Source organism: Collinsella sp. AF25-2LB, from assembly GCF_003458415.1.
GTDB lineage: Bacteria > Actinomycetota > Coriobacteriia > Coriobacteriales > Coriobacteriaceae > Collinsella.
The window spans coordinates 94,246-116,603 of record NZ_QRUF01000005.1 but is presented as its reverse complement, the minus strand read 5'-3'; the positions used below and the strand labels follow the sequence as shown (position 1 = coordinate 116,603).

The following is a 22,358-nucleotide window of genomic DNA, read 5'->3' as shown; positions in this document are numbered from 1 at the left end:
CTGCAATGGCAGATTGCAAACGCTATAAGGTAGCCGCGATTGACCTGGGAACAGTGTCGTCGCGACTGGTGTTAGCGCAGGTCGAGGCCGGGGCGATCGTGGAATCGTCCAAGCATACCGAGATCACCGACTTGGGCGAGGGCGTGGACGCGACGGGCCGCTTTTGCGAGGCGGCCGTTGAGCGCGTGCTCGCCGCATGCCGCATGTTTGTGGACGAGGCACGTGCCTTTGGGGCCGCGTGCATCTGCACCACATGCACGAGCGCCGCGCGCGATGCGTCCAATGCCGCCCTGCTGCTGGACGGCCTGCGCGAGCTGGGGCTCGAACCGCAGGTGATTCCGGGCGAGGTCGAGGCACGCCTGACGTTTTTTGGCGTGGCGCACGACTTTGCCGGCGAGCGCATTATTGTTGCCGATTCGGGTGGCGGATCCACGGAGCTCGCGACGGGCGTCTATGCGCCGGAGCGTGGCGTCTTTGCGCTAGAAGGGACGCGCTCGCTGGACATTGGCTGCCGCCGTGTGACGGAGCGGTTTTTCTCGGCGCTGCCGCCTGCGGACGGCGAGCTTGCTGCCGCTGCCGCATGGGCAAACGAGCAGTTTGCGGGCTACTTTGAGAGTCTGCCTGTCGACTTTGAGCGCGCCGAACGCTTGGTCGCAGTGGGCGGCACGGTGACTACGCTGGTGGCTCTGGTCCACGAGCTGGAGCCGTATGATTCGAGCTTTGTGCACCTGCGCGAGCTTTCGCTGGAGCAGGTTTCGGCCGCTATCGAGCGCATGTCCGCGCTGGATGTTGCGGGCATCGCCGCGTTGCCGGGCGTGCAACCCAAGCGCGCGGGCGTGATCTTGGCAGGTGCCGTGGTGATTCGCGAGCTCATGCGAGCCGGCGGCTACGACACGCTCACCGTAAGCGAGAACAGCCTGCTCGCCGGCATGGCCGCTACCATCAACGAGGTTCTCGACGGCGCCATCCCCACCATCGGCTGGACCCCCAGCCTTAGCGCCCTTTAACTATTCCACTGCAACTTAGAGCCCCACCGGCGTCCAAAAGAAACGAGCCCGCATCCCTTGGGGACACGGGCTCGAAAGCTCCATATGGTAGGGGCGGTGGGACGTCCGCGTATTTGCTGCGCAAATCCGCACCGGCTTCGGTCGCCTGCCGGCGCCCTCGCCGGCTCGCTGCGGACGCTGCGCGTCCGCTTGACGCTCGCCCCCTCGCGGGTTCGAGCCCCAGCGGCGTCCAAATAAAACGGGCCCGCATCCCTGGGGGACACGGGCCCGAAAGCTCCATATGGTAGGGGCGGTGGGACTCGAACCCACAATCCTTGCGGCGAGAGATTTTAAGTCTCCTGCGTATGCCAATTCCGCCACGCCCCCGTGAGACTAGAAGTCTAGCACAAGCCGTCCGTTACGCGTTGACGGCCATCGAGTGTTGGCCCGACTTCTCCAGGAACTCCTGGAACTTGGCTTCGTCACCCTTGTTTTGGTACTGCAGGGCCAGCAGGTATTCCAGGCGGCAGCTCTTGACCTTGTCGTCACCGGCCTCCTTGAGCATGCGCTCCAGCTCGGGAATATCGTTGTGGCGCTTGAGGATCATCGTGTCGTACATCAGCTGGCACTCGTGTGCGACTGCCTCGGCCTGACCGCCCTCAAAGCCCTTGATCTCGTGCAGCAGCTCCTTGGACTTTTTGCGGTCCTCCTGGCCAACGTAGTAGTTAAAGGCCTTAATGACCAGGTCGACACGCTGCATCTTGGGCAGGTTGAGTCCCAGCAGCAGGTCGAACATCTCGTCGGCGCGCTTATGGTCCTCGCGCAGCAGATAGGAGTTCAGGCGCAGGTAGTCGCGGTTGTAGCGCGGGTACAGCATGCTGGTGAGTTTGCCGTCGAGCAAACGATCGAACTCGTCCCACTGCTTGGCGGCCATGAGCTGCTGCAGGCGTTTAAACGTGGTGCGTTTTTTGACGCTAAAGAACACCGACACGGCGATGCAGATGATAACGACGGCGGTCCAGAGTGTGCGAGAATCGGGCATATTAGGGTCCTTAGTCGCTCATAAAGCGAGCGGTATGACAACATGTACTAGATGTATTATACGCAGCGCGAAAGCAAACTGGCATAAAAGCTCATCGAGGCCGAGTGCCATCGCTCGCTGCGGTACACTTACCTAAAGTAAACCATGAAGGGAGACATTACCTATGAAGAAGATCGTTTTGGCTTGCGGTGCTGGCGCTGCTACTTCCACGCTCGTTGCCCAGAAGGTCGCCACCCTGCTCGACGCCAACGGTTACGCCGACAAGTATGAGATCGTGCAGTGCGCCATCTCCGAGGCCAAGGATTACTGCGATGAGGGTGCTGACCTGCTGATCGCCACCACCGTTGCCCCCGAGGGCCTCACCTGCCCGTACGTGAGCGGCGTGCCCTTCATGACCGGCATGAACCGCGTCGCTGCCGAGAAGGCCGTCCTCGACGTCATGGCTCAGTAGGCGCTGACTGTATGAGTGAGCAGAACGCCAATCCGGTCGAGCTCTTTGGCATGCGCGTCGCCCATGTGGGCATTAACGCTGCCGACCCGGCAGACGCCCTGGAGATTGCGGAGCTGTTCTCGACGATGATGGGCCTGCCCGTTATCGAGACCCCCGTTTCGTACTTTAACGATTCGCTGGTCGAGATCATGAAGCAGAACGGTCGTGGCGCCAAGGGCCACATCGGCTTTGCCGTCAACGACATCGATGCGGCGGAGAAGTGGTTTGCCGAGCGCGGGCTCGAGGTCAACGAGGAGTCGCGCGTGCTGCTGCCCGACGGCGGCACCAAGCTCGTGTACTTTAAGCGCGAGTTCGCCGGCTTCGCCGTGCACCTGTGCCGCGAGTAGCGCACAAGCTGCTATAGCTAGCAAAAAGGGATAGAGCCGCCTGGCCCTATCCCTTTTTTATGCCGAGGGGACGACCTTCTGAAAGGGCCATAAAATCCAGGTCTAATATTTTTCCGAGAAGTGAACGAGCAGAATCGGACCCCTGAAGCATCGACACTTTGAGGATGCCGTTTCCTGCGGTTTCGATGCTGGAATCCTGCGATTTTGCGGCCAAAAAATGCGGATGGTTCGGGGGTCCAAAAACAGGCGTTCACTTCTCGGAAAAGTATTAGACCTTGATTCGCGCGGGTGCCCCTACCGCGGCAGGCGAATCGTAAAGCGGCTGCCGACGCCCTCGACTGAGGTCACGCCAATGACACCACCATGGCTATCGACGATCCACTTGGCAATGGCAAGCCCCAGACCCGAGCCCTGCGCGCCGGCATCGCGTGCGTTGTCGGCGCGGTAGAACCGTTCAAACGCGTGAGCTGCGGATTCCTGGTTCATGCCGATACCCTCGTCCTCAACGGCTATGTCGATCGTGCCCATGCCCGCATCGGTCGTTATGCCAAATGTGACGGTCGTTCCCGCGTTCGAATACTTGGCGGCGTTCTGCACGATCACGCGCAGAGCCTGCTTCACGAGCGCCACGTCGACAGATGCGTCGCAGCGCGGGTCGTTGGCAAGCGTGGTGTCGTACGCCAGCCGATACGTGTGCTCGGTATCGATCATCTGCGATTCCTCGCATACCTCGCCGACCAGTGCGGCCAGGTTGGTATGCGCACGCCGCAGGACCGTGCGCCCGGCATCGCCGCGCGCCAAAAACAGCAGCTGCTCCACGAGCTCCTGCATATGCTCGCTTTCGGCCTTGAGGGACGCGATGGATTCCGCCAGCACGTCCGGGTCATCTTTGCCCCAGCGGTCGAGCATGTTTACGTAACCCTGAATCACCGCGATGGGCGTTCGTAGCTCGTGGCTTGCATCGTTGACAAAGCGCATCTGCTGCAGCTTTGCCTCTTGCATCTGGCGCAGCAGGCGGTTGAGCGCGACCTCGATGCTCGCCAGGTCGGCGTCGCCGGTGGTGACGCTCGGCGAGTCGACGCTTGCGCGCTCGATGGCCTGCTCCAGCGTTTCCATCTTGCCGCCGGAGAGCTGCATACGGCTGAGCTCGTCTACGCGCAGGGCCAGGTCGTTGAGCGGTGCCATGGTGCGGCGCACGCGGCGGGCGCCGCCGAGCATGTTGAGCACGCTGATGACCTGCCCACCTGCAACGACAAGATAGAGGGGCCACAGCGCGATGAGGTCCTGCGCGAGGGGGAAGGTCTTGGTGGTGCGCGCAAGCTCGACGGTATAGGTGAGCGTGGCGGGGTCCCAGCCGTGCGCGGGCGTCAGCGACATGCCGTGGACGGCGGCACCGGGGATCCATCCCGCGGTAAACGCGCCGTCGGGCAGCGTTTGGTTATAGCCATAGATGAGGATCGCCGCCGCAGCAACCAGCAGCCACAGGTCGAGCCAGATGTAGCTCGCCAGGCGGCGCCACATGTAGCTCCAGTTGATGGCACGGGCGATGGAGGTGACGCGCTTGGTCTCGGCGTTACGCGCGGCAGACATAGCCCACCCCGCGCACGGTTTGGATGATGCGGGCACCGCCGGCGTCTTCGATCTTGGCGCGCAGGTGCGCGATGTGCACGTCGACGTTGTTGGTGTCGCCCACGTATTCGTAGCCCAGCGCCTCGTGCGCGATGCGCTCGCGCGTGAGTACGGTTTCGGCATGCGTCATAAGCAGGGCGAGGACGTCGAACTCGCGGGCCGTGAGCGCGATGGGCGAGCCGCCGACCGTGACTTCGCGGCGGTCGGGATCGAGCGCGACCGAACCCACGGTGAGCGCGGCGGGGGAGGGCGCGGCAGCGGTCTGGGCCGTGTCGGTTGCCGGGGACATTGTGGCGATACCGGCGGCCGTGCCGCTCGCTACGCCAGCCCCGGCGCTGGCGCCGCCAACGCCCGAAGCCGCTCGCACGGCTTCCGAGCGCTTCAGTGCCACGCGGATCCGTGCGAACAGCTCCTCAATCGCAAATGGCTTGGTCAGGTAATCGTCGGCGCCGGCATCGAGCCCGGCCACTTTGTCCATCACGGCATCGCGCGCGGTGACCATAATCACCGGCACATCCTTGTGCTTGCGGACACGCCGCAAGACCTCCATGCCGTTGAGCTGCGGCAACAGCACGTCGAGCAGAATCAGATCGTAGTCGCGCTCCAGCGCCAGGTCCACGGCAGTGCGGCCATCGGCGGCGTGTTCCACCTGGTAGCCCTCGTGCTCCAGCTCGAGCGTCACAAAGCGGGCGATTTTCTCCTCGTCCTCTACGATCAGGATCCGTGCCATGCGTGCCCCCGTCTGCGATTACTTGTCGTCGTTGAGATTTTGCTTGATGTCGTCCGCGGCGTTAGCAGCGCTATCCATAAGGTTGTTGATGCTGCCGGGCACGTCGCCGTCGCTGTCGATGCGGTAGCGCATGCCAAAGAACAGGCCAATCAGCATCAGCCATATCGTGGCGCCCCAGGCAAACAGCGCGACGATGGGGATCAGGATGGGGATGTTGAGGATGATCGCATCGCGGCGCGTGGCGATAAACTTGGTGTCCAGACTCAGGCGGAAGAGCTTTTTGAGGTACTCCCACACGCCGTCCATCTTCTTGGAGAAGTCGGTCTTTTCGCTCGACTTTTCGTAAGCGACCTGCGCGGCGACCATCTCGGCAGAGGGCTCATCGACTGGCGCGGACTCGGTGGCGGCATGCGCCGACGTGGTCTGGGTCTTGCCCTGCGACTCGAGCCAAATGATGGCATCCAAAACGTTGCCGTCGGCAGCGTCGAGCGCCGCCTTGGCATCGGTGTAACTCACGTTGCACTTGGTGCGGATGGTTTCAACTTTTTCGAGGTCGTCCATGACCTGTCCTTTCGTTCGATGGGCGCGACGCCAGGCGATCTGCCCGGGCGCGAGCGTTGCGTTCGGCGGCCTGCGTCGCGCGGCGCCGCCCCGCCCTTGGTCGAACTCTATAGTGCAGGTTATAGATTAAGCGATTCTTGAGCCAAGATTAATGTTGGATGAGTTTTTGGGTGGCAGTGGGAAAAGTATTAGACCTCGATAGCGGGAGATGGTGGGCCGGTACAAAACGGCGTCAAGTGTTGGTCGAGCAGGTGGTTTTCAAGCGATCGGGACATGGCGGGCGGTCGATCGCCTATACTGGTTGGGCTCAACTAGAGAGGTGATAACTAGTTATGAAATCAATCAATGTTGCAGCAGCGATTATTCAGAAGGACGGGAAAATCCTGAGCTGCCAGCGTGGCTACGGCGAGTTTAAAGACGGCTGGGAGTTTCCGGGCGGCAAGCTCGAGCCGGGCGAGACCGGTGAGCAGGCAATCGTGCGCGAGATTCAAGAAGAGCTCGAGGTCACGATCGGTAACCTCGACTATCTTTGCACGGTCGAACATGATTACGAGACGTTCCATCTGTCGATGCAGTGCTACCTAGCTAGCATCCTTTCGGGCGAGTTCAAAGAGCACGCTCACGAGGACATGAAGTGGCTCTATACCAATAACCTGTGGGATGTCGATTGGCTTCCGGCGGACGTTAAAGTCGTTAGGGAGCTCGAAAAGAAACTCAGGCTTATGTAAGAAGGAGCGGGCGTCGCATGGCGGCCCGCTCCTTCTTTGTTACTCTGTCTCACTCAGATCGCTGAGCATAAACTCGTAAATGTCCTGACGCACGGGCGCATTGAGTTCATATTCGATTTCGACGGCGTTGTCGCCGCTCTTAGTTTTAATAGCTTTGAACTCGCCAGTCGGATGCATTTTGCCTAGGAAGTAAAATTCCTTGCCACCCTTATCGTCCTTGTTCTTTCGCATAAACAAATACGTCTTTAGCCCGTTGCCCGGCCATGCCTGCAGACGCTGAATCTCGGGGGAGTTGAGCGTGCGGTTGTTCTTAGAGATTGCAACTAGCTTACTCGGCGAAACAAAGCGGTCTTCATACTGAATGGACTCGCTAATGTCGGGTGCCTTGTCATAGTTAATAAACACGGGGAATGTATTGGTCTTCTCGTCGTAGAAGTAGCCGCCAAGATTTTGGCCGTTGATGTTCTTTTCCCAGTTCATCAAGCGGCAAACTTCTTCGTACGTGTACTTGGCGTTGAGAACGAAATTTGTGTTTTGGTACGTCTCGGCATAGTCGAGTCGGTTACGCGCAATGCCAAAATCCAGCACCTCGAGAATCTGGCGCTTGAACTCTGCGTTGCGCAGAGCGGTCGCAAACGCTTCGGTCAGACGAGGTCCGCATCCATCGTCAATAAGCAGGGAAACGAAATCCTTGGGAGTGGCAAAGTCGCCCTTAAGGACTGTGATTGCCGACCTAACGGCGCTGTCCTTAAGCTGTGTGTGGTAGCTCCTAAGCGCAGCCTCGCGCATATGCCGGTAGCCCTCGTGTCCGGCTTCGACGAGCGTTTGAAGCAAATAGAGGTCTTCGAAACGCTTGCCCGCGGCGAGCTTTTGAGAAATAAATTTGAGAATCTTGGTTTGATCAGAGGAAAATTGAACCGTGTAGTCCGGCTCGTATTTGGATAGAAATGCGTGGTAGGACCCCAGGCCGCTATTCTTGAAGATAAGCAGCGGATCGATGGAGCCGTTACGATCAAATTCGAGCAGCGAGGGAATCTTGCCGAGTTTCTGGCGCAAGTCGAGATATTCGTTTTTCAAAAACCTGACGGAGGTGAAATCGCCGCCATCGATGGCCTTGTAGATGCGTGCCTCGGAAATACGATCAAAGCTCACGGTCGAGCATCCGGGGATCGTCGAATCGCCCTCTTGGACGAGACGACGCAGGCGATCTTTGTTGTACGTTTTGTCACCCGAAAGCGCGATGGGCACCAAGAAGTTGCTCTGGTAGTTGCCAATAAAGTCGAGCACCAGTGCGTATTCCTTGCCATCATTCAGACGCAAACCTCGTCCGAGCTGTTGAATAAAGATGATTGCGGAGTCGGTGCGTCGAAGCATGATGATCTGATTGAGCGAGGGGATGTCGACGCCTTCGTTCATGATATCGACCGAGAAAATATACTCGAGCTCGCCGGCTTCAAGTCGGTTGATAACGGCATCGCGGACTTCATCGGGATCTTGACCGCTAATCGCAGCCGTTCGATATCCGAGAGCGTTGAATTTGCGCGACAGTTCTTTGGCCTCGGCGTTTCGATTGCAGAAAATTAAGCCCCTGCGGCTGCTTTTGGTGACGCTATATTCTTCGATCTTCTCGGTGATGTGACGCACACGCTCGTCGGACGTTAAGCGCCCGAACAGGGCGGTATTTTCGACCGTCTCATCGTCAATCTCCAGATCGTGAATGCCAAAATAATGGAAGGGGGCTAGCATCTCCTCGGACAAAGCGTCCTGCAGCGTGATCTGGAATGCGATGACGTGATTGAAAAGGGCAAAGACGTCATAGCCGTCGGTGCGATTGGGTGTAGCGGTCATGCCCAGATAAAACCGAGGCGTAAAGTGCGACATGATGGATTGGTAGCCCTGAGATCCCGTGCGGTGGGCCTCGTCGATGACGATGTAGTCGAACTCATCGGGTCGGAAATCGCTCAGATGTTTGGCGACCGAAGAACACATGGCAAACACACAGGTAGCATCGCTTGTATTCTTGCCAGTTTGATAGGTGTCGAACATATAGGTACTACCTAAGAGCCGTTCGTAGCTTGCACGGGAGGCGTCGATAATGCGCCGGCGGTGCGCAAGAAAGAGGACGCGCCGGGGTTTAGTTGCGAGTACGTCGAAAGCTGAAAGGAAGGTTTTACCTGTACCCGTGGCAGAGACCAGCAAAGCACGAGTTTCGCCCTTGCGGTGGATCGCTCCAAGCGCTTCGAGGGCACGCTGCTGCATTTTATTGGGCTTGATTTCAGCGAGGTCATTTTGCGTCGGCGTCTCACTAGATTTGAATGTCGGTTTCGATTTAGTTTTTGGCGGATGGGTCATTCGATACGTGGCGTAGTTATCAATCCAGTCTTGGGAAAGTGCAACGGTTGAGGTGTCGTTCCACAGCGAATTGAACTCGCCTCTAAGTTCTCCGAGCAGGCGGCTGTTTTCAACGGTCTGGTAGAGCACATTCCATTCTTTATTACAGGTGAGGGCGGTCTGCGTCATGTTCGAGCTGCCGACGATAACCGTGCTGGTTTCGCCTTTATCAAAAATGTATCCCTTAGCGTGCAAATTTCCTTGGAACACGCGGACTTCGATATTGTCGTACTCCAAGAGCTTGCGAAACGCATCGGGTGAGTTGAAGTTGAGATAGGTGGATGTGAGCAACCTGCCCTTAATGTTGCGTTGCTTGAGCTCTTGGAATGCTTCGACCAGGATCTGCAAACCGCCGTCCGCGACGAACGCAACGCAAAAGTCAAAGGAGCTGCAGGTCGAGAGCTGCTCTTCGATAACGGATAGTAGTGTTCCGCCGGTCGCCTTCGAGTTGGCGATGAGCTTGGGTGAATCGTTCTCGCGTGTAAGCGAATCGAATCAATATCAATCTGCTGCTGAGCAACCATTTCACCAGACCTTTCGAAAGACCACGTTTGCGCCAGGATAGCAGATCGATCGTTCGTGTTTTGGGCGACTTTTGATACGAGGGCTTGCAAGCGGTGTCCGCACGACATGTGACACTTAACCTGCTGCCAACTCCTCCGCGGCGGCATGAACCTGAGCAACGATTCTCTAAGGAGCTCGAAATCGATGAGTGACAACACCAAGCATCTCGCAAAGAAATGTGTTAAGGACGCGGGGCTGTGCCTCGCGCTGTGCCTTGCCGGCGCAGCGGTCGCGCTATTGGCTGTTCTGAGGCCGTTCGACGTGCTTCGAAGTGCCAGCTCTCTGCACGTTTGCATCGCCCTTGCCGGTGCCATGATGACCGGTGGCGTACTCGATCTAGTTTTTTGGGTGTTTGACCCGTTTGGATGGAAGAACGAAGGGTAAGCCCTAAGGGATGGACGCCCCGCAGCCTTAGGAGGTCCCCATGATCTGGTTTACCAGCGATACGCACTTTGGACACGAGAACGTGCTACGGCTCGCCGATAGGCCTTGGTCGACTGTTGCGCAGATGAACGACGACATGGTCGCTAGCATTAATGGCAAAGTCGCTGTGGACGACGAGCTTTACATTTTGGGTGACTTTAGCTTTAAGATGACGGTCCAAGAAACCTACGAACTGCGCAAAAGCATCGCATGCAAGCGCGTCCATCTGCTGCCCGGCAACCACGACAAAGACTGGACGCAGCCTGCGGTGGCGGATGCTTTGATCGTCGAGCCGCCCATTTGCGTGCTTAAGATCGACCGTCAAAAAATCGTACTGAGTCACTATCCTATGGCCGACTGGCAGGGTATGTCGCACGGCGGCTGGCATCTTCACGGGCATATCCACAGCTGCGGCGGCGCGTACAACACGTTCAACCTTCGGCAGGGGCTGCGGCGCTATGACGTGGGCGTGGACGCCAACGGCTACGCCCCGGTGAGCCTGGAGGAGCTCAAGTCTTGGTTTGCGCAGGTCGATGAGCCGGTGTGTTGCGCTAAATGGCCGTGGTGGGTCAACGCCACGGGCGATGAGCAGGTTGAGCGCGATCTCGAAGCCTATAAGAGGGAAGTGGCAATCCGATGACGGTTTATGTGACGGGCGATGTCCACGGTGGCATCGACATGCAAAAGCTGCGCGATTGGGAACGCGGCGACTCGCTCTCGAGCGACGACTATCTCATCATCGCGGGCGACTTTGGCTTTCCGTGGGATTTCTCTGCCGAGGAATGCGCCGATATCGCGTGGCTCGAGTCGCGTCCCTATACCGTGCTGTTCGTCGACGGCAACCACGAGCGCTTCGATCACTGGGCGGAGCGTCCCATGGAGTTGTGGCACGGTGGGCTGACACAGCGCCTATCGGACACCTCGCCCATACGGCGCCTGACGCGCGGCGAGGTCTTTGAGCTCGACGGCTCAACGATCTTTACCATGGGCGGCGCCACGAGCGTGGACAAGGAATACCGCGTGCCGTATTCCAGCTGGTGGCCGCAGGAGCTGCCGGGTGAGCGCAACTTTGAGGAAGCGCGGACAAAGCTCGATAGCGTGGGCTGGAAGGTCGACTACGTAATCACCCACACCTGTTCCACGCGCATGCTCTCGCCCACGCTCTATCCGGCACCTGGCTGGAATTACCCCGATGTCGATCGGCTTACGGCATTTTTCGACGAGCTAGAAGGCCGCCTGGATTACAAGCGCTGGTACTACGGGCATTTTCATCGGGATGCCAACCCGGCCGAGCGCCACACCGTGCTCTACGACTGCATCGTTCGCCTGGGCGATGAACTCCAGCCCTGGGACGTTGCGTAGGGGCGGGGCGTTTGGTTACTCGGCCATGATGGTGATGTTCTCGCGGTGTGCGCGAATGACGTTCCAGCTAAAGTGTTCGACCAGCTGCTCGGCGGAGCACGGCGTGGTGTCTGGCGCGATGCCCGTTTGCCCGGCGAGCCAGCCCAGCAGTGCTTCGGGCGTGGCAAAGCGGGTGCGCAACTCGCCCAGGTCCAGATCGCGGTCGCGCTTGGAAAGGCGGCGGCCGTCCGCCGACATGAGCAGCGGAATGTGCGCGTAGTGCGGCGTGGCAAGTCCCAGCAGATGCTGCAGGTAGATCTGGCGGGGCGTGGAGCCCAGCAGGTCGCATCCGCGCACGACCTCGGTGACGCCCATGGCGGCGTCGTCGACCACTACGGCCAGCTGATAGGCAAATACGCCGTCGCTGCGGCGCACCAAAAAGTCGCCGCACTCGGTGGCGAGCGCCTCGCATTGGGCGCCGTACGTGCGGTCTACGAACTCGACCACATCGTCGGCGAGGTCATCGACCGTGGGTACGCGCAGGCGCGTGGCCGGGGCGCGCAGGGTGCTGCGGCGGGCAACCTCTTCGGCCGAAAGAGCACGGCAGGCGCCGCGATAGATGGGCGTGCCGTCGCTGGCGTGCGGTGCGCTCGCGGCGTGGAGCTCGGCGCGCGTGCAAAAGCAAGGGTAGGTGAGGCCGGCGTCTTGCAATTGGCGCAAGGCGGCTTCGTACAGATCCAGGCGATCGTGCTGGTAGTAGGGGCCTTCGTCCCACTCGAGACCCAGCCAGGCCAGGTCGTCGATCAGCTGGGCCGCAAGTTCGGGACGCTTGCAGCGATCGTCCAGGTCCTCGATGCGCAACACGATACTGCCGCCCTGGCTGCGGGCCGAAAGCCACGCGCACAGGCAGCTGAACACGTTGCCCAGGTGCATGCGGCCCGAGGGCGACGGGGCAAAGCGGCCCACGACGGGGGTGGGAGAGGGAGTCGCCGTCGACGTGGCCACGGCGGGCGTTGCTATGTTGCGTGCTTTGATATCCATGCGGACGAGTATAGCGCGGGGCGCGATGGGGAGGCGTCACTGTGGTCCGCAAGTTGTCGAGGCCCCTCATTGCGTATGGCGGGTCGCAGACTCGGTGCTTTGATACCTGTCCATCAACTCGGCACCTAAGACGACAGAAACCCCGGCAGCTCTTCGCAACTGCCGGGGTTTCCGCGGAAAAGGGGGACATGATCCTCGAGCGAACGGGAAAGGGGCAAACCGTTTTCGCTCAACTGCTTTATGCCCTTCGCCCGCAGGCTCAATCAGCGTTTTAGCGGCAACACAAAGCCGCTACACCTGTGACGGAGCTGTGAAGTGGTGTCTGCTGCTGGCGCGGGCCATGGCAAGGAGTGTCCCAGACTGCCGGCAGATAAGGAACGTCCCCAAGTGCCGGCCGTGGACGTGACTTTCGTCCCGTTTGATACTCCGCTGGCCTAGATGTTCGTCACATGAGCCCGCAAACGTGGGACAATGACGCTACTGGTACCACAGACAAAGGATGTGCCTATGAACGCCCCCGTTGCCCAGCCCTGTCGGCAGCGCCGCCTGTTTGCGCGATTCGCTTCCGTCTGCGCACTCGTCGCGCTTGCGTTGTTGCTGCTGCCTGCCGCCGCGCACGCCGACGGCTACTCCATGAGCCAAACCTACATCGGCGCCACGGTTGAGGCCGATGGCTCGCTGACCGTTGTCGAGGGACGCCAGTTCGATTTCGACGACGACATCAACGGCGTGTATTGGGATATCAATACAGGCTCTAACCAGCAAGGCGGCTCGGTGGTCGTCAATGTGCTAAGCGTCGAGGAAGACGACGCTGCGTTTAACAAGGTCGACAGCGCAAACAAAGGCGACGACGGCGTTTACACGGTGGAACAGTCCGACGACGGCGTAAAGATTAAGGTGTTCAGCCCCCACGAGAGCGGCGACAGCGCAATCTACTACGTGAGTTATTCCATGACCGGTGCGGTTATGAACTGGGCCGATACCGCCGAGCTTTACTGGAAATTTGTGGGTGACGGCTGGTCGGCGGATTCCGATGACGTCGAGATGGAAGTGTATTTCGCAAATGCCGCTGCCGGGACGGCTGCCGTCAAGGGCGATAACTTCCGCGCATGGGGCCACGGCCCACTGACGGGCGACGTGTCGCTCGATGCGGACGAGCCCATGGTCACCTATACCATTCCCTGCGTGCATGAGGGCGAATTCGCCGAGGCACGCATCGCCTTCCCCAGCGACTGGGTGCCGCAGCTTGCCGTCTCGGGCGAAAAGCGCATGTCGACGATTCTGAGCGAAGAGAAGGAATGGGCCGACGAGGCCAACGCTCGCCGCGCTCACGCTCGCATGATTGCCAATGCGCTTGCCGTGCTAAGTGTTGTCGCGGCGGTGGCCTTTACCGGCACAATCGTTGTGCTCAAGCTGCGCCGCCGCAAGCCCAAGCCGCTTTTCCAGGACGAATATTTCCGCGATGTGCCTTCGGCCGACCATCCCGCCGTGCTTTCGGCCCTCATGAGCTGGAACGACGTGCCCGATCAGGCATATATCGCCACGCTTATGAAGCTCACCGACGACCGCGTGATCAAGCTGGAAGAAGCGACCGAGACCAAGAAGAAGGGTCTGCTCCGTCGCGAAAAAGAGGAGCAGACGTATCGCATCACAGTGACCGACGAGGCCTGGAAGGCTGCCAAGAAGGACGGCATCGATCGCGATGTGCTCAAGGTCTTCTTCGCCGGCGTTAAGCCCGATAAAGACGGCGTCCGTTCACGCACGTTTAGCGAGCTGGAGGAGTATGCCAGCGAGCGTACTGAATCTGTTGGCAACAAGCTCGAGGACTATCAAAGCACGGTTAAGGGCAAGCTGGAGACGCGCGAGCTTATCGCCTCGGACGGCACCATCGCCCTGGTTGCCGGCTTGGTTCTCGGCATCATCATCGTCTTTGGCATTCTGGGCTCTCTGATCTATACCGACTTTGCGGACGCCAACGTCGGTGCCGCTATGATCTCGATCCCCGTCACGATCGTGGGCTTTGTCCTGAGCTGCACCTTCCGCCGCTACACGCCGGAGGGCGCCGAGGTGGCGGCTCGCTGCAAGGCGCTCAAGCATTGGCTCGAGGACTTTACGCGTCTGAAGGAGGCCGTCCCCAGCGACCTGATCTTGTGGAACAAACTGCTGGTGATGGGCGTTGCCCTGGGCGTTTCGAAAGAAGTGCTGCGACAGCTGGCCGAGGCCGTGCCTGCGGACCTGCGCAACAGCGACGATTTCTACGACAACTACCCCTGCTACTGGTGGTATTACCATCACTACGGCAACGAGTCCCCGCTCGATTCGTTCAACGATGTGTACCACGAGACCATCCACGAGCTGGCTTCGAGTTCCGATAGTTCGAGCGGCGGCAGCGGCGGCGGCTTTTCCGGTGGCGGCGGTGGCGGCGTCGGCGGAGGCGGCGGCGGAACGTTCTAGCGAGCGCTTGCTTTGGGGTGGATCTTTCTGGGCGGTTGCCAGGGAAGATTCATCCCATTTTTGTGCATCGAAACGGGTCAAACTTTCCGCTGAGGACCTTCGCACAAGGGGCAGTGGACAAAAAATACCAAATATGAGTACTGTTGCTGCGTTGGTCACATATGTTTGCACATAATAATGGGCTCCTAATGAGAGTACTCCTCGTTAGGAGCCCATTTTATTGAACATTTGGGGAGTTACGTCAGCTCGTGCAGCTGGTCGTCATGCCTATAAGCATCAAAAATGCCCCGAATCGCTGCTACTAAAAAGGTAACAGTACTCATATTTGATGTATTTTGACCACGGCTATCTACAAACCCCCTAGGCCACTCATTGGGGACAGACTTAAATGACTAGTTGTTGGGGATCAGTCATTGGGGACGTTCTTAAATGACTAGGTGTGGCTGCTTGGGCTAGGCTGTTAGGTCGAGTTCGTAGAGAAAGCTTTCGCGCGGCATGTCGTGACGACGCTCTTCGCGGTTGGCGCGGTGCGTGGCCGTGCGCTTAAAGCCGTGCAACTCGTAGAACTTCCACGAGCAGTTGGAGTCGGTGTACAGGTGCGCCCTTGTCGCCCCGCGCGAGGACAGGTACGAGACCGCGGCATCGAGCAACACTGAGCCTACACCCAGGCCGTGGACATCGGGATCGACGGCGAGCAGCGTGACTTCGTTGTCGTGCGGCAACGGGCTGCTCTCGAGCAGGCGGTTGTTGGTTCGGATGGTTGCGCGCACAAACGAGAGATACTCGGCGCAGACATCGGGCTCCAGCTCGCGCATCTGCGAAAGCAGCGCGCGTTCGGTATCCATCCAGTGTTCCTTAACGGTGGCGCCGGAACTCTGTCCCGCGCGCGCGAGCGCAATGCCACGCGCCTGACCGTCGATTACGGCAACCTGCGAAAACGTCGATGACGAAAGGCAATGGGCGAGGTCGCACGCGGCCTCGAGGCGGTTGTACTCATCGTTATCCGAATTGTTATGCCAAAGCTGCTGCAGAATCAGCGCGATGGCGTCGAAGTCTTCGGTATCAAACGGTCGGTAGAGAACCCGCGAGACCATGGTGCCTCTTTCTTTTGCGGATGCATATCGAGCACAGTTCTACCACGCTATTGGCATCTAATTATGGTGCCCCTGTGTTCCATGAACTCACCGTGCCCGGTGCCGTGCCCATCCCCTCTGCTCGCAAACTTTTTCTGCACATGCGCCCGTTGCGGGGTGCATCGATGCGCTCGATGCGCTACATTGAATCAGTATTTTCAATGCCGCTGCGCGAGCGCTGCAGATCGACGTATCACCGACTCACAGAGCACGGCGGCGTACCAGACAGGAGGACTGCATGGGATCTGATGTGAAGATCGCGCGCGCGTTGATCTCGGTTACCGATAAGACGGGCGTCGTCGATTTCGCACGGACGCTGGTCGATGACTTTGGCGTCGAGATCATCTCTACGGGCGGCACGGCTCGTGCCATCGAGGACGCGGGCGTTCCCGTAACCCCCATCGAGGAGTTCACGGGCTATCCCGAGATGATGGACGGCCGCGTTAAGACCCTGCACCCCAAGGTTCACGGCGCGCTGCTGGCCCGCCGCGATTCCGAGCAGCACATGCAGGAGGCCGCCCAGCACGGCATTAAGCTGATCGACCTGGTCGTCGTCAACCTGTACGAGTTCGAGAAGACCGTCGCCAACCCCGAGGTCACCTTTGCGGATGCCATCGAGCACATCGACATCGGTGGCCCCTCCATGTTGCGCTCTGCCGCCAAGAACGCCGCGAGCGTTACCGTCATCTCCGACCCGGCCGACTATGATGCCGTCCTGGCCGAGATGCGCGAGACCGGTGGCTGCACCACGCTTGCCACCCGTCGTCGCCTGCAGGTGAAGGTCTACCAGACCACCGCCGCCTACGACACGGCTATCTCCCGTTGGCTTGCCGCCCAGGCAAGCGACGTGGCGGACACCTCTGCCAAGCTCGAGATTTCGCTGGAGAAGGTCGACGACCTGCGCTATGGTGAGAATCCTCAGCAAAAGGCTACGGTCTACCGCTTTGCCGAGGGCTGCGAGAACACCGCGAGCTCTCAGTTCCCGCTTGTGGGCTCCGAGCAGATCCAGGGCAAGCCGCTCAGCTACAACAACTATCTGGACGCCGATGCCGCCTGGAACCTGGTCCGCGAGTTCGACGAGCCGGCCTGCGTGATCCTCAAGCATCAGAACCCCTGCGGTTCCGCCGTTGCCGAGGACATCACGGCCGCCTACGACCGCGCTTTCGCCTGCGATCCCAAGAGCGCCTTCGGCGGCATCATCGCCTGCAACCGCGAGGTTCCCTTTGAGCTGGTTGAGCACTTTGCCGATCAGAACAAGCAGTTCGTCGAGGTCATCATCGCCCCGAGCTATACCGCCGAGGCGCTCGAGCGCATGGCCAAGCGCCCCAACCTGCGCGTGCTGGCTACCGGCGGCGTGGACCACGGTGCCCAAGTGGAGCTGCGCTCCATCGACGGCGGCATGCTGGTGCAGGAAGTCGACCACGTGACCGAGGATCCCGCGACCTTTACGTTCCCCACCGACCGCAAGCCCACCGATGCCGAAATGGCCGAGCTCGAGTTTGCCTGGAAGGTCTGCAAGGGCGTCAAGTCCAATGCTATCCTGGTCTCCAAGGGCAAGGCCGGCATTGGCATGGGCCCGGGTCAGCCTAACCGCGTTGACTCTGCACTGCTTGCCTGCGAGCGTGCCGAGGACTTCTGCGAGCGCGAGGGCGTGGAGAAGGGCGGCTTTGCTTGCGCAAGCGACGCGTTCTTCCCGTTCCGCGACAACGTCGACGTGCTTGCCGCGCACGGCGTGACCTGCATCATCCAGCCCGGCGGCTCCAAGCGTGACGACGAGAGCGTCCAGGCCTGCAACGAGCATGGTATTGCGATGGTCTTCACGGGGGCCCGCCACTTCCGCCACTAAGTAGGGAACCGGCGCTGCGGCTTGCCCAGCCACCGCACCTTGCCGTTCATTCGTCGCTCGCGTACCCAAGTACGCGTCGCTCCTCTTTCACGGCAATCTGCGGCACCTGGGCAACCCTCGCCGACCTGTTAGGTTGACTGGGGAGGATGGGATGTTATCTCGTCCCTTGGATTGGCCTCGCTTCTAAAATAATCTCCGCAAAAGACGGTCGCTCCGTTTGGAGGGCCGTCTTTTTGGTATAAGAGGACGGAATGACTAACACGAAAGGTATGACCATGCCCCAGATTGATGATGCCGAGCTGTTTGGCAATGCCGAGGACCAGCGTGCGTACGAGGACTTTTGCGCCAATCAGGAGGCGGTCGAGAAGTTCACGCTCGACAAGCCCGCGCTTGTCTGCCGTTGGCGCATGTCCAACAAAAAGGTGCCCATGCTCAACCGCCACATCCGCGCACTGTCCGAGCGCCTGGTGCAGGGCGAGCCGCTTACCCATAACATGCTCAGCTGGGCCAAACAGCACGTTGAGTGGTCGCTTGCCGAGGGCGATTACACCGCGCGCGACGGCGTGCTCATGCTGGTGATCGACATCAACGGCAACGCCGCCATGACGGTGGGGGAGTACGAGCCGCTCGCCGATACGTCGGCCAAGGCGCTGCGCGCCCGCTCCGCTGAGGCCCGCTCCGAGGCCGACGAAACCGGCGTGGCGCCCGAGCTGCTCGCCGCCGTCAACAACGGCGAGCTTGCCTTTGTGGCGCCGGCGGACGAGTGCCTGTGCGGCACGGCGACGCTCATCGAGCAGCTGGCCCAGACCAAGGGCATCCCGGTCACGCGCGTAGACATTCCCGCGCAGCTTAAGGGCGCGCTGTTCCTGGTGAGCGACGAGCACGGCGTGGTCCCTGCCACCGACGGTGACGCTGCCGACTCCGATGCCGCCACGGTCACCTTCTTCGCCGAAGGCTACGAAAAGCTCCGCGCCCGCCGCTAAATGATTTTTCTGGGACGGGGATTAAAGAATCATTTTGGTCCCCGCCACCGCTGCGAGTGCGAGGCGGACAAAACGCCCCCCGCTCGCGAACAGTTCTGTCACCTTGGCACCGCGCGCGGTGCACACCTGCAGTTTCGCAGCCATAATGGTGGCAAGACAACCAAGAGGGGAGCGGAATCCATGGCGCTAATCTATATCGTTGAGGACGACGAGCCCATTCGTCGCGAGCTTGCCGATATCCTTGCCCGTGCCGGTTTTGAGGTTGAGGCCTGCGAATCGTTCGAGCACGTCTCGCGTGACATCCTGGCCGCTGCACCCGACTTGGTACTGCTCGACCTGACGCTTCCCGTCAAAGACGGCCAGCACATCTGCCATGAGGTCCGTCGCGAATCCGAGGTCCCCATCATCGTTCTCACGTCGCGCACGACCGAGATCGACGAGGTCATGGCCATGACGCTTGGCGCGGATGACTTTGTTCCCAAGCCCTACAGCGCCCGTGTGCTCGTGGCACGCATCAATGCCTTGCTGCGTCGCACCGCAGCGGCGGGCGAGTGCAGCACGCTCGTCCACAAGGGACTGGAGCTCGACCTCGCCCGCTCCATGGTCACCAACATGCAAACCGGCACCAGTACCGAGCTCACCAAAAACGAGCTGCGTATCCTCTCGCTGCTTTTGAGCCGTGCGGGCAAGATCGTTTCGCGCTCGGCCATCATGCAGGACCTGTGGGACTCCGATACCTTCGTGGACGACAATACGCTCACCGTCAACATCAACCGCCTGCGTACTACGCTCGAAAAAATCGGCATCAAGGGATATCTGACCACGCACCGCGGCCAGGGCTATTCGGTCTAGGGGCCGGTCATGTCGTTTGCCAAGTTTTTTAAAGATGCACTGCTTCCCGTCGCCGTGTGGACGTGCGGCGTGCTGCTGAGCTGCTTTGTGCTGACGGTCGCTGGCGCTTCCGTTTCTATCGTGGTCGTGGCGGTCTGCGTGTCCTTTGTCTTTGGCATGCTCGGCATTGTGATCGAGTACGCGCGCCGTCGCCGTTTTCTGCGTCAGCTGGAGCGTGCGGCCGAGGAGCTCGAGAGTCCCGCATGGGTGCAGGAGATGGTGCAATGCCCGACCTATGCCGAGGGCGAGCTCGAGTACGAGGTCTTGCGTCGCGTGGGCAAAGCTGCTTGCGACGAGGTTGCCGAAGGCCGGCGTCAGACCGATGACTATCGCGACTATATCGAGAGCTGGGTCCACGAGGCCAAGCTGCCCCTGGCGGCGGCCCACCTGATTTTGGAAAACCTGGACGGCAGCGAAGACGACCTGTCGCGCGTGGATGACCTGGGCCGTGAGCTGGCTCGCGTGGAGCGCTATATCGACCAGGCACTGTACTACGCGCGCTCGGAAGTCGTGGAGCGGGACTACCTGATTCGCCGCTGGGATCTCAAGACCTTGGTGACGGGCGCGATTAAAGCCAACGCGCGCGAGCTCATCGCGGCGCACGTGGCCCCGGTGTGCGAGAACCTCGACTTTGAGGTCTTTACCGACGAGAAGTGGCTCGAGTTTATCTTGGGGCAGCTCATCCAGAACAGCATTAAATACGCGTGCGAGGACGGCGCGAAGATCGTGTTTTCGGGCGCGTTGCTGGACGAGGGTCTGGCGAGTGAGCGCATTGAGCTCACTGTTGCCGATAACGGCTGCGGCGTGAGTGCGGCAGACCTGCCACGCGTGTTCGAGAAGGGCTTTACCGGCGACAACGGCCGCACCACCAAGCGCGCAACGGGCATCGGCCTCTATCTGGTGGCACGCCTGTGCTCCAAGATGGGCATCGACGTCACCGCGGCATCCGATTCCGGCGAAGGCTTTGTTGTCACGTTTGCCTTCTCAACCAACAAGTTCCAATACTTTGAGTAGTCAGCCCGTATAGCGTAGACGTTCAGGATCTTCCCATTTAAGAAGAAATCAGGCTTTTCGGCAGCTATATTCCCGAACGGGAACATTGCTAATGTAGTCAACACTATATTCCCGTACATGAACATAGTGCTACAGTTTTATACTATGTTCACGGGCAGGAATATAGCTGGAGGCGTTATGAGAACGGTGACAACGATTAAAAAGCTGGATGGGCGCGTCAAGCTCAAACCGTCGGAAGCCGCTTTCTCGGAGCGCACGGTTTTCGATCCCTCTGAGATAGGGAAGGCCCTTAGGCTCAGAAGGCGTGAGCTCGGCTTGACTCAACGTGACGTCGCGACTATGACGGGTCGCAGCCTTCGTGTGATTGGTGATATCGAACGGGGGCGGACAACGGTCGAAATTGGTGTCATTTTCGATTACGCCTCCATCGTGGATATTGATTTTATTCTGAAGGTGAGGGGGAAGTAATGGATGGCACGCTGTTCGTTCACCGTGAGTTTAATGGGTCTTACCAGCTGGTCGGCATATTGGAGGAAAATGCGGGGTTTCCGATATTCACCTATAGCCCCAAATATCTCGAGAGCGGTGATGCGGCGCCGATTTCGATCTCGCTGCCGTTGACGGCCGAGACATTTAGTCCGGACGCAACGGGTTCCTTTTTCTCCGGCATCATTCCGGAGGGGCAGCTCAACAGGGACCTTGAGAAAAGGGCGCGAGCGGAACGCGGAGATTACTTCAAGGTACTCGATTTGGTCCGCGATGAACCCGTCGGCGCCCTGGTTCTGACGCGAGAGCCTTCGGGCGACAGCCTCGAAATGGACTATGAAGAGATAGGTGCGGAACAGCTAAGCGGGCTGGCATACGCACCGGCGGAGGTTGCTTTTGATTTAGCGCTAGAGAGTCGAATCTCCCTTGCAGGTGCTCAGGCGAAGATCGGTCTCTACCATACGGGCGATGACCCATGTGGTGGATGGTACCTGCCTCATGGAGCGGCTCCATCCACGCACATTCTCAAGGCGGGGTCGAAAACGTTCCCGGGCGAGACAGTGTGCGAAGCGATGTGCGTGAGAGCCGCCTCTCTGATGGACCTATCGGCCGAAGAGTGTTTTCTTATCCGAGTTGAGGATGCCGAGCCAATTATCGCCGTGAAGCGATTTGACCGAGTAACGTCTGATGCCGGACGCTCGGTTGACGGATTGCCAATTCCATACCGTTTGCATCAGGAAGATGTTTGTCAGGCCAAGGGCGTCTCGCGTGAGCTTAAATATGAGCCGACGGGCGTCAATTACCTGGGGCTTATCGTCGATGCGGTGCGAAGGGCGTCGACGAATCAAATGGAGGACAGGTTCCTTGTCGGCTATAACCAGCTGTTCGACTATGCCGTAGGTAACTGTGATAACCATCTAAAGAACTGGTCGCTCGTATGGGACGAAAGTTGGAAGCAGGTGAGGTTGGCGCCGCTCTATGACGTGCTGTGCACAACGGTTTACCCCAGTCTCGTTCGTGAGATGGGCGTCTCGTTTGGTGGGAGCCGCAAGATTGACGAAGTAACGCGCGGGTCGGTGATGAGCCAAATGATTGGGGCGGGTTTGCCCGGGGGAATTGTCGCCGGAATGATTGCTGATACCTGCAATGAGGTTCCAGACGCGCTAAGAGACGCCGCGCGCGGTCTCAAAGAAGAGGGTTTTCCCGAAGCGGAGGTAATGTTCGAGAAGATCATTCCAGAAGTGCAAGCTCGTCTAAGCAGGATCGCCTTATAGTAAA

The 22,358-nt window shown here is 59.5% G+C and carries 21 protein-coding genes and 1 tRNA gene; 14 read left to right on the top strand and 8 right to left on the bottom strand.

Annotation, left to right across the window (positions count from 1 at the left end; all coding sequences use genetic code 11):
- Nucleotides 1-5 precede the first annotated feature (5 nt).
- Nucleotides 6-1,007 (top strand): hypothetical protein, encoded by a 1,002-nt coding sequence (locus DWY51_RS03940; protein ID WP_117769942.1) that lies wholly within the window; start codon nucleotides 6-8, stop codon nucleotides 1,005-1,007.
- A 281-nt stretch (nucleotides 1,008-1,288) separates the two neighbouring features.
- Here the strand turns inward: DWY51_RS03940 and DWY51_RS03935 are convergent.
- Together DWY51_RS03935 and DWY51_RS03930 are read right to left on the bottom strand one after the other, a co-directional pair.
- Nucleotides 1,289-1,373 (bottom strand) — tRNA-Leu (locus tag DWY51_RS03935).
- A 31-nt stretch (nucleotides 1,374-1,404) separates the two neighbouring features.
- Nucleotides 1,405-2,028, bottom strand: a complete 624-nt coding sequence (locus DWY51_RS03930) for a hypothetical protein (RefSeq protein ID WP_117746837.1) — start codon at nucleotides 2,026-2,028, stop codon at nucleotides 1,405-1,407.
- A 163-nt stretch (nucleotides 2,029-2,191) separates the two neighbouring features.
- On the opposite strand from DWY51_RS03930, the gene DWY51_RS03925 reads away from it, so the two are divergent.
- Nucleotides 2,192-2,479: a PTS sugar transporter subunit IIB gene (locus DWY51_RS03925; RefSeq protein WP_006235903.1), complete on the top strand. Its 288-nt coding sequence runs from the start codon at nucleotides 2,192-2,194 to the stop codon at nucleotides 2,477-2,479.
- An 11-nt stretch (nucleotides 2,480-2,490) separates the two neighbouring features.
- Nucleotides 2,491-2,865 carry a VOC family protein gene (locus tag DWY51_RS03920; RefSeq protein ID WP_117769941.1) on the top strand — a complete coding sequence of 125 codons (375 nt, stop codon included), beginning with the start codon at nucleotides 2,491-2,493 and terminating at the stop codon, nucleotides 2,863-2,865.
- A 294-nt stretch (nucleotides 2,866-3,159) separates the two neighbouring features.
- Here DWY51_RS03920 and DWY51_RS03915 read toward each other — a convergent pair whose 3' ends face one another.
- Genes DWY51_RS03915 through DWY51_RS03905 form a run of 3 tightly spaced genes read right to left on the bottom strand, consistent with a single transcriptional unit; the run spans nucleotide 3,160 to nucleotide 5,785 of the window.
- Nucleotides 3,160-4,455 carry a cell wall metabolism sensor histidine kinase WalK gene (locus DWY51_RS03915; RefSeq protein WP_117769940.1) on the bottom strand — a complete coding sequence of 432 codons (1,296 nt, stop codon included), beginning with the start codon at nucleotides 4,453-4,455 and terminating at the stop codon, nucleotides 3,160-3,162.
- On the bottom strand, nucleotides 4,439-5,224 hold the full coding sequence (locus DWY51_RS03910) for a response regulator transcription factor (protein ID WP_117629962.1): 786 nt from the start codon (nucleotides 5,222-5,224) through the stop codon (nucleotides 4,439-4,441). The genes DWY51_RS03915 and DWY51_RS03910 overlap by 17 nt, the downstream gene beginning before the upstream one ends.
- 18 nt (nucleotides 5,225-5,242) lie before the next feature.
- Nucleotides 5,243-5,785 (bottom strand): DUF4342 domain-containing protein, encoded by a 543-nt coding sequence (locus DWY51_RS03905; protein WP_117769939.1) that lies wholly within the window; start codon nucleotides 5,783-5,785, stop codon nucleotides 5,243-5,245.
- Between the two features lie 332 nt (nucleotides 5,786-6,117).
- Here DWY51_RS03905 and DWY51_RS03900 point away from each other — a divergent pair, with 332 nt between their 5' ends.
- Nucleotides 6,118-6,513: a (deoxy)nucleoside triphosphate pyrophosphohydrolase gene (locus DWY51_RS03900; RefSeq protein ID WP_117769938.1), complete on the top strand. Its 396-nt coding sequence runs from the start codon at nucleotides 6,118-6,120 to the stop codon at nucleotides 6,511-6,513.
- A gap of 39 nt (nucleotides 6,514-6,552) precedes the next feature.
- On the opposite strand, the gene DWY51_RS03895 is transcribed toward DWY51_RS03900, so the two are convergent.
- Nucleotides 6,553-9,318, bottom strand: a complete 2,766-nt coding sequence (locus tag DWY51_RS03895; RefSeq protein ID WP_255413489.1) for a DUF3427 domain-containing protein — start codon at nucleotides 9,316-9,318, stop codon at nucleotides 6,553-6,555.
- A gap of 294 nt (nucleotides 9,319-9,612) precedes the next feature.
- Between DWY51_RS03895 and DWY51_RS03890 the strand changes: the two genes are divergently transcribed.
- From DWY51_RS03890 to DWY51_RS03880, 3 genes are read left to right on the top strand one after another with little or no spacing between them, the layout of a single operon-like run.
- The gene (locus DWY51_RS03890; protein ID WP_117759451.1) at nucleotides 9,613-9,852 is read left to right on the top strand and encodes a hypothetical protein; all 240 of its coding nucleotides are present in this window, start codon (nucleotides 9,613-9,615) and stop codon (nucleotides 9,850-9,852) included.
- A gap of 40 nt (nucleotides 9,853-9,892) precedes the next feature.
- Nucleotides 9,893-10,531 carry a metallophosphoesterase gene (locus DWY51_RS03885; protein WP_117759452.1) on the top strand — a complete coding sequence of 213 codons (639 nt, stop codon included), beginning with the start codon at nucleotides 9,893-9,895 and terminating at the stop codon, nucleotides 10,529-10,531.
- A complete protein-coding gene (locus tag DWY51_RS03880) occupies nucleotides 10,528-11,253 on the top strand; it encodes a metallophosphoesterase (RefSeq protein WP_117759454.1) in 726 nt (241 codons plus the stop codon). Before DWY51_RS03885 ends, DWY51_RS03880 begins: the two co-directional genes overlap by 4 nt.
- Nucleotides 11,254-11,268: 15 nt before the next feature.
- Here DWY51_RS03880 and gluQRS read toward each other — a convergent pair whose 3' ends face one another.
- Nucleotides 11,269-12,273 (bottom strand): tRNA glutamyl-Q(34) synthetase GluQRS, encoded by a 1,005-nt coding sequence (gene gluQRS / locus DWY51_RS03875; RefSeq protein ID WP_255413488.1) that lies wholly within the window; start codon nucleotides 12,271-12,273, stop codon nucleotides 11,269-11,271.
- 507 nt (nucleotides 12,274-12,780) lie between these two features.
- Here gluQRS and DWY51_RS09485 point away from each other — a divergent pair.
- Entirely contained in the window at nucleotides 12,781-14,727 is a 1,947-nt protein-coding gene (locus DWY51_RS09485; protein WP_158556901.1) for a DUF2207 domain-containing protein, read from the top strand.
- A gap of 452 nt (nucleotides 14,728-15,179) precedes the next feature.
- On the opposite strand, the gene DWY51_RS03865 is transcribed toward DWY51_RS09485, so the two are convergent.
- On the bottom strand, nucleotides 15,180-15,821 hold the full coding sequence (locus DWY51_RS03865; protein ID WP_117769936.1) for a GNAT family N-acetyltransferase: 642 nt from the start codon (nucleotides 15,819-15,821) through the stop codon (nucleotides 15,180-15,182).
- A gap of 277 nt (nucleotides 15,822-16,098) precedes the next feature.
- Here DWY51_RS03865 and purH point away from each other — a divergent pair, with 277 nt between their 5' ends.
- The 6 genes from purH to DWY51_RS03835 all read left to right on the top strand — a co-directional run bounded on the left by purH (nucleotide 16,099) and on the right by DWY51_RS03835 (nucleotide 22,354).
- The gene (gene purH / locus DWY51_RS03860) at nucleotides 16,099-17,706 is read left to right on the top strand and encodes a bifunctional phosphoribosylaminoimidazolecarboxamide formyltransferase/IMP cyclohydrolase (protein WP_117769935.1); all 1,608 of its coding nucleotides are present in this window, start codon (nucleotides 16,099-16,101) and stop codon (nucleotides 17,704-17,706) included.
- Nucleotides 17,707-17,957: 251 nt separating this feature from the next.
- The gene (locus DWY51_RS03855; RefSeq protein ID WP_117769934.1) at nucleotides 17,958-18,689 is read left to right on the top strand and encodes a hypothetical protein; all 732 of its coding nucleotides are present in this window, start codon (nucleotides 17,958-17,960) and stop codon (nucleotides 18,687-18,689) included.
- A 180-nt stretch (nucleotides 18,690-18,869) separates the two neighbouring features.
- The gene (locus DWY51_RS03850) at nucleotides 18,870-19,541 is read left to right on the top strand and encodes a response regulator transcription factor (protein WP_117769933.1); all 672 of its coding nucleotides are present in this window, start codon (nucleotides 18,870-18,872) and stop codon (nucleotides 19,539-19,541) included.
- Nucleotides 19,542-19,550: 9 nt separating this feature from the next.
- Nucleotides 19,551-20,594, top strand: a complete 1,044-nt coding sequence (locus DWY51_RS03845) for a sensor histidine kinase (RefSeq protein ID WP_117769932.1) — start codon at nucleotides 19,551-19,553, stop codon at nucleotides 20,592-20,594.
- Nucleotides 20,595-20,771: 177 nt separating this feature from the next.
- Entirely contained in the window at nucleotides 20,772-21,062 is a 291-nt protein-coding gene (locus DWY51_RS03840) for a helix-turn-helix domain-containing protein (protein WP_117769931.1), read from the top strand.
- On the top strand, nucleotides 21,062-22,354 hold the full coding sequence (locus tag DWY51_RS03835; RefSeq protein WP_117769930.1) for a HipA domain-containing protein: 1,293 nt from the start codon (nucleotides 21,062-21,064) through the stop codon (nucleotides 22,352-22,354). The genes DWY51_RS03840 and DWY51_RS03835 overlap by 1 nt, the downstream gene beginning before the upstream one ends.
- Nucleotides 22,355-22,358: the final 4 nt, after the last annotated feature.